Here is a 12,378-nt window from a genome sequence, read left to right as displayed (position 1 = left end):
GTCTGTAGCGCTCCACCGTAGCGACTGTATGGCTTCGCGCCCGGCTACGTCCGTAATGCGAGCGCAATGTGCCGTGTCCCCTAACAAAGGACTGACTTGACTGTGTCTGCCCGTATGCGTTCCATCGCTCTGCTCGCCGCCTCTACCCTCGGCGCCCTGGCCTTCGGCTCGGCTTCGGCCCACGCCGACGCGGGCACCGACCAGAAGGCCGTGCTCCAGGGCTCGACGACCGCATCCTATTACTGGGACGACGCCTCCGGCCGGGCCGGTGACACGGGCCTGCCCGCCAGCGGCAAGCCCATGCAGAAGGGCCTGGCCGCCAGCCCCAGCTGGCCGCTCATGACCGAGGGCTACGTCGTCTACAAGGGCAAGAAGCTGCCCTTCTTCGTCGGTGACCGCGGCCCCGGAGACCCCTCCAGTCGTGGCGTCATGCTCGACCTGGACGCCAAGACCTTCGCCGAGCTGACCGGCGGCACGTTCAACCCCGACACCCTGGGCGTGGACGGCGTCGGCGGCGAGGGCCACATCGACATCCAGTACGTGGTGACCAAGTGGGGCGACGGCGTCGGCCGTAAGAGCCACCCGGTCGCCTTCTCCACCGGCGCCTGGTCCGAGAAGGACACCACCCAGGTGACGACCGCGTCGGTGAAGCACTAGGTCGGGTCACCCGGTCAAGTCCGTCCGCGAGGAGGGCATCCCTTTGGGGGTGCCCTCTTCGTCTGTATCGTTACAAAGCGATCTCCAGAAGGGACGGTCATGACAGAGGTTCCCCGGCCGCTTTACCGCGACCCCATGTTCGACGGCGCCACCGATCCCACCGTGATCTGGAACCGCGCCGAGCGCACGTGGTGGCTCCTCTACACCAGCAGGCGGGCGACCGCCCCGCACCGCGAGGACGTCAGCTGGGTGCACGGCACCGGCCTCGGCGTGGCCTCCTCCGCCGACGGCGGCGTGACCTGGCTGTACCGGGGGACGATCGACGGCCTCGACATCGAGTGGGGGCGGCACACGTACTGGGCGCCGGAGATCGTCGACGACGGCGCCACCTACCACATGTACGTCAGCGTCATCCGCGGCGTCCCCGACGCGTGGCGGTCGCACGAACGCCATATCCGCCACTACACCAGCTCCGACCTCGTGCGCTGGACCTACCGCTCCACCTTGGATCTGTCCTCCCCCTACGTGATCGACGCCTGTGTGGCCCCGCTGCCGGGCGGCGGCCACCGCCTCTGGTACAAGGACGAGGCCGACGACTCCCATACCTGGGCCGCCGACAGCCAGGACCTGTACCGCTGGCAGGTCAAGGGTCCGGCGGTCACGATGTCCGCGCATGAGGGGCCCAACGTGTTCACCCTCGGCGGCCACCACTGGATGATCGTGGACGAATGGCACGGCCAGCGCGTGCTCAGATCCGACGACCTCGAGACCTGGCAACCCCAGGGGCTCATCCTCGACAAGCCGGGCGCCGGTGCGCACGACGCCGGCTACGGGCACCACGCGGACGTCGTGGTGACCGGGGAAGAGGCCCTGGCCTTCTACTTCACCCACCTGGACGAGCCGGACGACCAGCGGCGCTCGGCCGTGCACGCGGCCCGGCTGCGCGTCCGCGACGGCGTGCTGACCTGTGATCGTGACGAGCCGCTCACCGGCCCGATCCTGCCCGTTGAGGGTCCGGCAACACATCCTTGACATCGACCGATTTTTATCGATACAAACCCCTTTATCGATAAAAGCGGCGGAAGGCTCTCGAGCCGGTCACCCACAAGCGGACGCCCATCCGCGCATCCCCCACGGTAACGATCGCCAAAGAGGTGAGCGATGTCCCTGCTCAGAAGATCGGTCGCGACACTGGCGGCAGCGGCTGCCGTCCTGGCCGGAACGGCCGGATGCGGCTCGGGAAGTGAAGGCGGTGGCGGCAAGACCAAGCTGAGCTTCTTCTCCTGGGAGAACGAGCAGACGATGAAGCCGCTCATCGACGCCTTCGAGAAGCAGAACCCCGGCATCGACATCGAGTTCTCCACCGCCCCGCCGGTGGCCGAGTACATCTCGACGCTGCAGACCAGGCTCGTCTCGGGCACCGCGGCGGATGTGTTCGTGATCGCCGCGGAGAACAAGACCAACCTCGTTCAGGGCGGCTTCGTCAAGGACCTGACCGGCAAGCCGTTCATGGCGAACATGTCCAAGTTCAACACCGAGGCCTGGTCCGTGGACGGCAAGGCCTACGGCATGTCGATCTCGTCGTGGTCCGCCGGCATCCTCTACAACAAGGACGTCCTCGCCAAGGCGGGCGTCACCGAGTTCCCCACGAAGTGGGACGACTTCATCGCGCTGTGCCAGAAGCTCAAGGCGGCGGGCACCACGCCGTACTACGAGTCGGCGACCGGCCTGCCGCTCAGCATCGCGGCCCTGGTCGGCCACGAGAACGCGCGCCAGGGCGGTGGCGTCGACGCTCAGATCTTCGCCGGCCAGAAGAAGTTCGGCGACCTGTGGACCGGGCCGCTGACGACCTACAACCAGCTGTTCACCAGCGGCGTGATGACCAAGGACGTGGTCGGCCTGAAGGGTGAGCAGATCGTGGACGAGTTCACCAACGGCCGCGTCGCGATGATCGCCGCGGGCCCGTGGGACGTTCCCACGCTGCGGCAGAAGGCGCCGGACCTGAACCTCGTCTTCGCCGGCGTGCCCACTCCCGACGGCAAGCCGTTCTGGGCCGGCGCCGCCTCGCCCGGCTGGGCCATCAACGCCAAGACCCAGCACGAGAAGGAGGCCGAGGCGTTCCTGACGTACCTCGGCAGCAAAGAGGCCGTCACGCTGTTCAACAAGGAGACGGCCGCCATGACCACCACGTCCGACGTCACCCCCGTGGTGGACAAGGTGCTGGAGCCCAACCTCCAGGCGCTCAAGGAGGGCGCCTTCTACCTGCCGCAGATCGCCTGGCCGCGAGTCCAGGACGCGCTCAACACCGAGATGGTGGCGCAGATTCAGCTGATGATCCAGGGCCAGGCCAAGCCCGAGGACGTGGCCGCCGCGCTGGACAACCGGCTCAAGAGCAGCTGACATGACGGTGCTCGGCAGAAGGGCGCCCGCGGTGACGGGCGCCCTGTCCTGGCTGATGTCGCCGAAGCGGCTGGAGGGTCTGCGATTGCAGGCGTTCATGGTGCCGATCGGGGTCGTGTTCGCGGTGTTGTTCGCGATCCCGCTGGCGCAGTCGCTCTACTTCAGCGTGACCGACTTCAACGGCTACTCGACGAAGGTCAACTTCGTCGGGCTGGAGAACTACCGGAAGATCTTCACCGACCCGTCGATGCTGGCGGGCCTGGGGTTCACCCTGCTGTACGCGATCGGCACCACGGTGATCGTCACGGTGCTGGCGATCCCGCTGGCGGTGCTGCTCAACCGCCGCTTCTTCGGCCGCAACGTGGTGCGGGCGGTGTTCTTCTTCCCGGCCATCCCCAGCATCGCGATCCTCGGCCTGGTGTGGGCGTTCATCCTGTCGCCGCTGGGCTCGGGCGCGATCAACTGGCTGCTCGACGCGGTGGGCGGGTTCGGCCCCGTGCCGTGGCTGTCGGACGGCACGCTCGCCCAGCTGTCGGTCATCATGGTCGCCGTCTGGTCGTCCACCGGCTGGCACGCCATCCTCTACCTCGCCTACCTGCAGGCCATCCCCGGCGACTATTACGAGGCGGCGCGGGTGGACGGCGCCTCGGCGCGGCAGGCGTTCTTCCGGATCACGCTGCCGCTGCTCGCGCCCGCGGTCACCGTCAGCTCGCTGCTGCTGATGACCGGCGGGCTGAAGGTCTACGACCTGCCCTACACCCTCACCAAGGGCGGTCCCGGCTACGCCACCTTCACCATCACCCAGTCGATCATCCAGAGCGGCATCGCGCAGGCCAAGTTCGGCCAGGCCTCCGCGCTGGCGGTGGTCTTCATGCTGGTGGTGGGCGCGATCGTGGCGCTGCAACTGGTCCTGTCGCGTCGTCTGGAAGGGCGCCTGTCATGAGGAAGCAGCGTTCCTCGCCGATCCTCTCGCTGGTCATGATCCTGGCCGCGGCCGTGGTCGGCGTGCCCTTCTACTACATCGTCGTCAACACGTTCAAGACACAGCGGGAGACCTCGGCCTCGCCGCTCGCCCCGCCCACGAGCCTGTACCTCGACAACTACGTGCGCGTCTTCGAGAACACGCCGATCCTGCAGTCGTTCCTCAACACGGTGTACGTCACGGCCGTGTCCATCGTGATCATGCTGGTCATCGGGTCGATGGCGGCGTACGCCATGCTGCTGCGCACCAACCTGATCAACCGGGTCGCCGGCGTGCTGCTCGTGATCGCGTTCCTGGTCCCCGGCCAGGCCACGCTGATCCCGGTCTACCGGATCCTGGTGGAGCTGCAGCTCGTGGACAGCCTGGAAGGGCTCATCATGCTGTACACGGCGGGATCGATCTTCTGCTACTTCCTTATCCAGGGATACCTCCGGTCGTTGCCGATCTCGATCTTCGAGGCCGCTCGCATCGACGGCGCGGGGCCCTGGCAGATCTACTGGCGGATCGTGCTGCCGCTCATCCGGCCGATCCTCATCACGGTCGGGGTGTTCCAGACCATGTGGATCTGGAACGACTTCATCACGCCGAACGTCTTCATCAGCTCGCCCGACAAGCAGACCCTGGTCCTGCAGGTCTACAAGGCCGTCGGGGAGTACTCGGTGGACTGGCCGGCGTTCATGACGCTCAGCGTGATCGTGCTGATCCCCGTCGTGATCTTCTTCATCGTGATGCAGCGGCACATCGTCAACGGGCTCCTGCAAGGCAGCGTCAAGGGCTAGACCGGCCATGAGAGGATTCTCCGGTGAGGCGGCGGGGATGGTGACGATCCAGGACGTGGCACGGGCGGCAGGCGTGTCCGCCATGACCGTGTCTCACGTGATCAACGACCACCCGCACGTCAAGACCGAGACCCGGGCACGCGTGCTGCAGGCCATCACCGACCTCGACTACCGGGTCAACGTGGCCGCGCGCAACCTCCGCACCGGGCGCACCGGCACGATCGGGCTGGCCGTGCCCGAGGTCGACCGGCCCTACTACGGACAGCTCGCCGCCGAGATCATCACGGCGGCGGCCCGGCACAACCTCAAGGTGGCGATCGAGCAGACCGGCGCCTCTCGCGAGGGCGAGCTCGACGCGCTCGCCCTGTCCCGCAACCGGCTCTACGACGGGCTCATCCTCAGCACGGTCGGGCTGGGGCCGGCCGACACCGACCTGCTCAAGGTCGACTACCCCATGGTCATCCTGGGGGAGCGGATCTTCGACGGGCCGGTGGACCACGTCGCGATGCCCAACGTCGAGGGCGCACGGGCGGCGACCGCGCACCTGATCGAGCGGGGCTGCCGCCGCGTCGTGCTGATCGACGGCGGGCCGCCCGGGGACGAGGTCGACGTCTCCAGCCTGCGTTACGACGGCTACCGGGAGGCGCTGGCGGAGGCCGGCATCCCCCTCGACCCGCGGCTGCTCGTCCACATCGACGGGCTCACCATGGAGCAGGGCGCCGCCGCCGCGCGCCGGGTGAGCGAGTCCGGGGTCGAGTTCGACGGCGCCTTCTGCGTGACCGACACCGTGGCGATGGGCGCGCTGCGCGGTTTCGCCGACGCCGGGGTGCGCGTGCCGCAGGACGTCAAGGTCATCGGGTTCGACAACATCGCAGAAGGGGCCTACATCGTGCCCTCGTTGTCGTCGATCGACCCCGACCACGCGCTCATGGCGAGCACGGCCGTGCGGTTCCTGGTCGGGCGGCTGGCGGAGAAGGGGAAGAAGCGGCAGGTCGCGCGGGAGTTCATCAGCCGCTTCACGGTCGTGGCCCGCGAGTCGACCGGCGGCTGAGCACCGCCGGTCGACTCGCGGGGGCTCAGCCCTGGGGGGTCCGGAAGCGCGGCACGGGCACCCGCGACCAGTCGAGGTCCGAGCCCAGGTAGAAGCTCGGGTACGCCGGCTGGTTGTAGCCGGTCTGCTGCCGTGCCACCTCCACGCGGTACTGCGGGTCGTGCATCAGCGTGTACAGCTTGCGGTCCGTGACCTCCGTGCTGAGGAAGATCCGGATCGCCGAGCTGTCGGCCGTACGCGTCAGCATCTCCTCCCGCCAGTCTCCGAACACGTCGGCCACCAGACCCGGGTTGCCCTTCGTCCAGTTGTTGGTCAGTGTGCCCTCAGCGGTGAGCACCGTGCCGCGCTTCCAGTCGTCGATCGTCGGCGTCTGGAGCACGGTGGTGGCGGTGCCGTTGATCAGCTGGGTGGTCATGTCGGCCGCCCAGCGGATGCTCATGTTCGTGCCGGGGGTGGTCCGGCCCAGGTGCTCGCCGCGCGCCGACCACAGGCCCGCCTGGATCTCCTGGTTGGGCGGCATCGACGACCATGCCTCCAGGCCGCGGATGGCGGGGTCGATGTCGCCGACCATGCCGCGCCCGGTGTCCCGGCCGCTGTAGCCGCCGAACAGCACCTTTCCGGTGGCGGCGTCACGCATCGCCCATCCGTACGGGGCCCACGCGCCGCCCTCGTGCACGGTCCAGATCTCCAGGCCCGGATGGCCGGGGTCGAGGTCGCCGACGTGCATGGCGTCGCCGTGGCCGAGCCGCACGTTCTGCCCGGGCACGTTGCTCTGCGGCGGGCCCTCGGCGAACGACGAGTACAGCAGGTCGCCGTCGTCGTCGATGGTCGCGGCCCCGTACACGATCTCCTGCCGCCCGTCGGCGTCCACGTCGGCCACGCTCATCGAGTGGAAGCCCTGGGTGGTGAGGTCGGCGTATTCGGGGTTGCTGCCGGGCACGCCGTGGGGCGAGGCGTTGAACGGGTTCGCCATCGGCGCGTGGCCGCTGTCGACGTACCAGACCTCCTTGAGCTTCCTGCCGTTCCAGTCGTAGGCGACCAGCGTGGTGCGGGTGTAGTAGCCGCGGGCGAACACCGCCGAGGGCCGCTTGCCGTCCAGGTAGGCGACGGCGGACAGGAACCGGTCGACCCGGTTGCCCGGCTCGATGCGGCCCATCGCGTAGTCGCCCCACAGCAGGCCGTCGTCGCCGCGGCCCGGCTTGTAGTGAATGGTCTGCAGCTCCTTGCCGGTGGCGCCGTCCAGCACCGACAGATACTCGGGGCCGGTGATGACGAACCCGGCGAACTCCCGCAGGCGGTTGTTGCCGCTGCGGCTCGGAGCGTAGACGTCCACGAAGTACGTGGCCAGGTCGACGGCGGCCTCGTGCGACAGCGGGTACTGGTGCTTCGCGGCGATGCCGAAGGCCTGCTCCAGCGTCGCCGGCCAGCGCCCGGCCACCACCTCGGGGTGCTCGTGCCACTTCTCGAACATGCCGACCACGTGGTCGAAGTAGTCCGCCGCGCTCTTGCGGTAGTCGTCGGCGTGCGAGTAGCCGCTCTTGACGTCCTGCTCCGGCATCGTGACGTACCGCTCGGAGACGATCTCGCCGTCACGTCCGTAGCGGATCATCTTCGAGCCGGGGGCGGTCTTGAGCATCATCTCCGAGCGGCCGTCGCCGTCGAAGTCGTAGACCAGGAACTGCGTGTAGTGGGCGCCCGAGCGGATGTTGACGCCCAGGTCGAGCCGCCAGCGCAGGGTGCCGTCCAGCTCGTACGTGTCCAGGTAGGTGTTGCCGGTGTAGCCGCGCTGGGAGACGTCCTTGGAGTTCGACGGGTCCCATTTCACGACGTATTCGTATTGGCCGTCGCCGTCCACGTCGCCGACGCTCAGGTCGTTGGCCGAGTACGTGTACGCCTCACCGGCCGGGGACACTCCGTCGGCCGGTTTCTTCAGCTGAAGATCATAAAACGATTTAAGCCAGGGCGTGGCCGCGGCGCTGCGGCGGCCCTCCCGGCCCTTGACGATGGGGGCGACGCGGTACTCGGCCGAGCCGGTGCCGGCGGTGTCGAGGTAATTGGTGCTGTCGGTCACCGTCGCGATCGGACGGCCGTCGCGGTAGACGCGGAAGTCGGCGCCCTCCATGCCGGTGGCGCCGGCGCCGGTCACCTCATCGCCGAGCAGCCGCCAGCTGAGGAACACTCCCTGGCTGGTGGAGGCGGCCACCAGGCCCCGGTCGAGATGCTCGAGCCGGACGCCCGCGCCGTGCCCGCCTGCGGAGTCGGCGGCGGCCGGGGCCGCGGCCAGCGGTGTGGCGAGCAGGGCGGCCAAGGCGGTGACGAGGATGCGGCGGATGCCGCTGGGGGGTCTCATGGCACAGGGCTCCTGGCGCATTAAATCGATAAAATCCCCCGGAGATTATTGGCCGGTTGTGAGGTTTGTCAAGGATTAATTTCAGCGGCAATTTCGCGAAATTAATGCACGAGTTGCAGTGAATTGAATGGCCTATTGCGTGGGAGGTGCGAGCTCCACGCGGGCGCCGCCGTGCACCGCCCTGACCAGGCCGTCGGCGGCCGGTCTGCACAGGTCCCGCCGCACGGTGGTGGGGGTGACACCCAGCGGGGTGACCGGGTCGGCGGTGGCGAGTGACACCATGGCGTTGTGCGGTCCGCAGAACCGCGCTCGCCATCGCCACGTCCCCACTGCGAGCGCTTCCTCGCTTCGGCCCGCAGATCGGAGTTCACATGACCACGCCCAGGACCGGACCCGCGACCCCCACGCTCGACCTGCTGGCCCGGCCGTCCGGCGGGTTCGCCATGGTGGCGATGGACCAGCGTGAGAGCCTCAGGCAGATGTTCGCCGCCGCCACCGGCGAGCGGGCCGGCGACGACACGCTGACCGCGTTCAAGCTGGCGGTGGCCCGGGAGGTCGGGCCGCACGCCTCGGGGTTCCTGATCGACCAGGACTACGGCTTCGACCGGGTGGCGGCCGAGGGCCTCATCCCCGGCGGACTGATCATCGCCGTTGACAGCCTCCAGCAGAGCTCTGACGGGCCCGTCGAGGACACCTCGATCGACGAGCGCGTCGACCTGGCCGCCGCCCGGCGGGCCGGCGCCGTCGCCGCCAAGCTGCTGCTCATCTGGCGCGACGACGAGCATCGGCGGCGCCGCCTGGACATCGCGGCCGCGTTCGTCCGGCGGTGCGCCGAGGCGGGGCTGCTGTCCGTGCTCGAAGGCGTGGCGAAACCGACCGCCACCGCGGGTCCCGGCTCCGGGGAGACCGCGGGCCCGGCCGCCTTCGACGGGCCCGCCGCGATCAGGGAGGCCGCCGCCGAGCTGGCCGGGCTGCGGCCCAGCCTGTACAAGGCTCAGGTCCCGCTCGGCGGCGCCGCGCCTGAGGAGCGGCTGGTCGACGAGTGTGCCAAGCTCGACGAGGTGATCCCCGTCCCGTGGGTCGTGCTCTCGCAGGGCGTGGACCGCGACGACTTCCCGGCCGCGGTGCGGGCCGCCTGCCGCGCGGGTGCGTCCGGGATGCTCGCCGGGCGCGCCATCTGGAGCGACCTCGTCGGCAGCGGCTCCAGTGGGCTCGCTGCCGCGCTTCGCGCTCGCGCCGTGCCCAGGCTCCGGCGTCTGGCCGAGATCGTCGACGAGTACGCCCGCCCGTGGAGCGCCCGATGAGCGCCTCGAAGATCGCGATGCTGGTCACCTGTTCCTCCATCGGTGAGGCGGCCGAGCGGGCCCGTCCGCTGGTGGAGCTGCCGATCCTGCGTATCTCCTCGCCTCGCTCAGGCATCGCCCGGCTCGCCGGTGACACAGAATGACATGGATTGCGCGTCGCTCTGATCACGGCGTCTTGTGTGGTTTTGCCGCAAAACTTACGAAGAGACCGCACTTCTGAAATCGTGGAGGCTTTTGTGCGCTTATCCATTGCTTTCCTGAGCATCGCCGTCTCGGCCGCGCTCCTCGTCCCTCCAGGGTCGGCGACAGCCGAGCCCGCCGAGCCACCACACCCCGCCGTACGCGACTTCGGCAACGGCCCCGAGCGGAACGAGGTGGCGGCCGGGACAGGCGAAGGGCAGCGGGCCGAGACGCTCCGCCGGGCCCCGGAGACGACCGAGTCGTACGGGCTGTCCATGGACCGCGGGTACCCCAGGCAGACCCAGCTGCCGATCCCCGCCGAGAACGCCGCCGACGCCTCCATCAAGCTGGGCCTCGTGCCGTACCACGGCATCGCGCCCAAGCTGAACGACCTGCAGCGGCGCAGCGACCGCGTCAGCGTCGAGATCATCGGCCGCAGCCACCAGGGCCGCGACCTCTACCTCGTGACCCTCACCGCCCCCGAGAGCCGCGCCGAGGCCCGCGAGCAGAGCCGGATCCGCGACCGCATCGAGAACGACCCGGCCGGCGCCGCCCGCGACCGCAAGCTGGCCGCCAGGTACAAGGCGCCGATCTACGTCAACGCCAACATCCACGGCAACGAGTGGGAGGGCACCGACGCCGCGCTGCGCACCCTCGAGCAGCTGGCGACCAGCACCGACCCGCAGGTCGCGGACCTCATGAAACGCACCAGGCTGTACTTCAACATCACCGCCAACCCCGACGGCCGCGTCAACGGCGTCCGCCAGAACGGCGCCGGCTTCGACCTCAACCGCGACTTCGTCACCGCCTCCCAGCCCGAGGTCCGGGCCATGCGCCAGGTGATGATCGACACCCAGCCGGTTGCCATGATCGACCTGCACGGCTACGTCAACGGCACGCTCATCGAGCCCACCACGCCGCCACACGGCGCCAACTACGAGTACGACCTGTTCATCACCAACACCTACGCCAACGGGCTCGGCATGGAGGCCGCGGTCAACGGGCTGGGCTACACGCCGGAGAAGGACGGCGTGGAGCCGGTGCAGATCCCGTTCCGGGACTCGGCCGAGGGCTGGGACGACTGGCCGCCGATCTTCACCCCGCAGTACGCCCCCTTCCAGGGCACGGTCGCCGCGCACACCGTGGAGATCCCGCTCCGGGTCAACGGCGCCGACTACACCAACCTGCCTGCCGAGGAGCTGCGCCGCCGCTCCGCGATCAACACCGACGTGGCCGCCGCCGCGATCCGGGCCACGTACGGCTTCGTGCAGTCCAAGCACGACGCGCTGATCGCCGACCAGATCGAGGTGTTCAGGCGGGGCGCGGCCGGCGAGCCGTCCAAGGTGGTGCCGCTCGGCATCGTGCCCGGCTTCGGCCCGGAGGACGTCTACACCACCACCTTCCCCCGCGCGTACGTCATCACCGGACAGCGCTCGGCCACCGCGGCCGCCCGCCTGGTCGACCATCTGATCGCGAACGACGTGCGGGTCGAGCGGGCCAAGCGTCCGTTCCGGCTGAACGGCACGACGTACCCCGCCGGGTCCTACATCGTGGACATGCGCCAGCCCAAGCGCGGGATGGCCAACGTCATGCTGGAGCCGGGCGAGGACATCTCCCCGAGAGTCGATGCGATGTACGACATTTCCGGATGGAGCCACGGCCTGCTCTGGGGTGCCACCGTGGACAGCGTCGCCTCCGGCCCGCTGCACGTCTCGTCCGAGCCGGTCAAGGCCGCCGCGCCCACCGGATCCGTCCCGCGTGCCCCGGGGCCGCTCGCGCTGAAGGTGACCGACGGCAAGGAGGTCCTGGCGCTCAACGACCTGCTCGCCCAGGGCGTGGCCGTGACCTGGACGAACGACGGCAGGGCGATCGTGCCCGCCGGCGCCCGCCCGGCCGCCGTGACCGTGTCCGACCGCTACGGCGTGGCCTTCGCCCCGGCCGGCACGGCCACCGGCACGCCGCTGTCGCCGGTGCGCATCGCCGCGGCCGCCTCCGCCGACGAACTGTTCACACTGCGCGAGTTGGGCTTCCCCGTCACCCCGGTCTCCACGGCAGTGCTCAACGCGGGCTTCGACTGGAGCGGGACCGACGTCCTGTACGTCTCCAGCGGGCTCAGCTACACGGCACTCAACCCGGTGGCCCGTACGGCGCTGGACGCCTTCCTCGCCACCGGCGGCGTGATCACCCGAGGCGGCACGGGCACGAACTTCAACGCCGCGGCGGGACTGCTCACGGCGACCGCGGTGGCCGGCCGCGGCGACGCCAACGGCGTGGTACGCGTGACCTCGTCGGCCGGGCCCGTCGCCGGTGGATCGCCGGACCACTCGTTCGTGTACTCGCCACGCTGGTTCACCGCGCTCGGGGCCGGGGTCACGGTCGAGCAGTCGTACGCCGCCGACGGCCCGCTCGTGTCCGGCCACTGGCGGCCGAACGCCGACGGCACCGGCGGCCCGGACGCGGCCAGGGGCCAGGCCGCCGTGGTCAGCGGCCGGGACGAGCGGGGCGCGGCCGTCGTGCTGTTCGGCACCGAGCCGATGTTCCGCAACCACCCGAAGGGCCTGTTCCCGCAGGTGGCGAGGGCGCTGTACTGGTCGGCCGCGGTCACGGGCGCGCCCGTCACCATGCCCTGACGCGGTCACGCTCCTGCCGGACTACGAGGGCCGTGACACCGAGGG

11 protein-coding genes are annotated in these 12,378 nt (G+C 69.5%); 9 read left to right on the top strand and 2 right to left on the bottom strand.

The features are described 5' to 3' along the window. Window positions 1-114: 114 nt before the first annotated feature. The 6 genes from ETD86_RS15860 (at window position 115) to ETD86_RS15835 (ending at window position 5,869) form a co-directional block, all read left to right on the top strand. Window positions 115-657 (top strand): hypothetical protein, encoded by a 543-nt coding sequence (locus ETD86_RS15860; protein WP_246147928.1) that lies wholly within the window; start codon window positions 115-117, stop codon window positions 655-657. A gap of 99 nt (window positions 658-756) precedes the next feature. After that, window positions 757-1,689: a glycoside hydrolase family protein gene (locus ETD86_RS15855; RefSeq protein ID WP_138666915.1), complete on the top strand. Its 933-nt coding sequence runs from the start codon at window positions 757-759 to the stop codon at window positions 1,687-1,689. A 129-nt stretch (window positions 1,690-1,818) separates the two neighbouring features. Beyond that, window positions 1,819-3,057, top strand: coding sequence for an ABC transporter substrate-binding protein (locus ETD86_RS15850; RefSeq protein ID WP_138666914.1), 1,239 nt, complete (start codon window positions 1,819-1,821; stop codon window positions 3,055-3,057). A 1-nt stretch (window position 3,058) separates the two neighbouring features. Then, window positions 3,059-4,000, top strand: coding sequence for a carbohydrate ABC transporter permease (locus tag ETD86_RS15845; protein WP_211370075.1), 942 nt, complete (start codon window positions 3,059-3,061; stop codon window positions 3,998-4,000). Continuing rightward, complete coding sequence (locus ETD86_RS15840; protein WP_138666913.1) at window positions 3,997-4,818, top strand: carbohydrate ABC transporter permease; 822 nt, start codon at window positions 3,997-3,999, stop codon at window positions 4,816-4,818. Before ETD86_RS15845 ends, ETD86_RS15840 begins: the two co-directional genes overlap by 4 nt. Before the next feature lie 7 nt (window positions 4,819-4,825). After that, on the top strand, window positions 4,826-5,869 hold the full coding sequence (locus tag ETD86_RS15835) for a LacI family DNA-binding transcriptional regulator (protein WP_211370074.1): 1,044 nt from the start codon (window positions 4,826-4,828) through the stop codon (window positions 5,867-5,869). Window positions 5,870-5,894: 25 nt separating this feature from the next. Here the strand turns inward: ETD86_RS15835 and ETD86_RS15830 are convergent, their stop codons facing one another. After that, a complete protein-coding gene (locus ETD86_RS15830; RefSeq protein ID WP_170223104.1) occupies window positions 5,895-8,219 on the bottom strand; it encodes a rhamnogalacturonan lyase in 2,325 nt (774 codons plus the stop codon). A gap of 132 nt (window positions 8,220-8,351) precedes the next feature. Beyond that, entirely contained in the window at window positions 8,352-8,549 is a 198-nt protein-coding gene (locus tag ETD86_RS15825) for a DeoR family transcriptional regulator (protein ID WP_211370073.1), read from the bottom strand. A 41-nt stretch (window positions 8,550-8,590) separates the two neighbouring features. Between ETD86_RS15825 and ETD86_RS15820 the strand changes: the two genes are divergently transcribed. The 3 genes from ETD86_RS15820 to ETD86_RS15815 all read left to right on the top strand — a co-directional run bounded on the left by ETD86_RS15820 (window position 8,591) and on the right by ETD86_RS15815 (window position 12,333). Continuing rightward, a complete protein-coding gene (locus ETD86_RS15820; RefSeq protein ID WP_138666912.1) occupies window positions 8,591-9,523 on the top strand; it encodes a hypothetical protein in 933 nt (310 codons plus the stop codon). After that, window positions 9,520-9,666 carry a hypothetical protein gene (locus ETD86_RS55140; RefSeq protein ID WP_170223103.1) on the top strand — a complete coding sequence of 49 codons (147 nt, stop codon included), beginning with the start codon at window positions 9,520-9,522 and terminating at the stop codon, window positions 9,664-9,666. Before ETD86_RS15820 ends, ETD86_RS55140 begins: the two co-directional genes overlap by 4 nt. 93 nt (window positions 9,667-9,759) lie before the next feature. Further along, a complete protein-coding gene (locus ETD86_RS15815) occupies window positions 9,760-12,333 on the top strand; it encodes a M14 family zinc carboxypeptidase (protein ID WP_138666911.1) in 2,574 nt (857 codons plus the stop codon). Window positions 12,334-12,378: the final 45 nt, after the last annotated feature.

Origin of the sequence: Nonomuraea turkmeniaca (assembly GCF_005889735.1) — a bacterium.
GTDB classification, from domain to species: domain Bacteria; phylum Actinomycetota; class Actinomycetes; order Streptosporangiales; family Streptosporangiaceae; genus Nonomuraea; species Nonomuraea turkmeniaca.
Note: the sequence above shows the minus strand (reverse complement) of the source record. Positions and strands in the feature narration are given on the sequence as shown.

What these genes read in the sequence shown, in the direction of transcription:
- ETD86_RS15830 (WP_170223104.1), bottom strand. Translation starts at nt 8,219, where the DNA reads ATGAGACCCCCCAGCGGCATCCGCCGCATCCTCGTCACCGCCTTGGCC.
- ETD86_RS55140 (WP_170223103.1), top strand. Translation starts at nt 9,520, where the DNA reads ATGAGCGCCTCGAAGATCGCGATGCTGGTCACCTGTTCCTCCATCGGT.
- ETD86_RS15820 (WP_138666912.1), top strand. Translation starts at nt 8,591, where the DNA reads ATGACCACGCCCAGGACCGGACCCGCGACCCCCACGCTCGACCTGCTG.
- ETD86_RS15845 (WP_211370075.1), top strand. Translation starts at nt 3,059, where the DNA reads ATGACGGTGCTCGGCAGAAGGGCGCCCGCGGTGACGGGCGCCCTGTCC.
- ETD86_RS15835 (WP_211370074.1), top strand. Translation starts at nt 4,826, where the DNA reads ATGAGAGGATTCTCCGGTGAGGCGGCGGGGATGGTGACGATCCAGGAC.
- ETD86_RS15850 (WP_138666914.1), top strand. Translation starts at nt 1,819, where the DNA reads ATGTCCCTGCTCAGAAGATCGGTCGCGACACTGGCGGCAGCGGCTGCC.
- ETD86_RS15840 (WP_138666913.1), top strand. Translation starts at nt 3,997, where the DNA reads ATGAGGAAGCAGCGTTCCTCGCCGATCCTCTCGCTGGTCATGATCCTG.
- ETD86_RS15860 (WP_246147928.1), top strand. Translation starts at nt 115, where the DNA reads ATGCGTTCCATCGCTCTGCTCGCCGCCTCTACCCTCGGCGCCCTGGCC.
- ETD86_RS15855 (WP_138666915.1), top strand. Translation starts at nt 757, where the DNA reads ATGACAGAGGTTCCCCGGCCGCTTTACCGCGACCCCATGTTCGACGGC.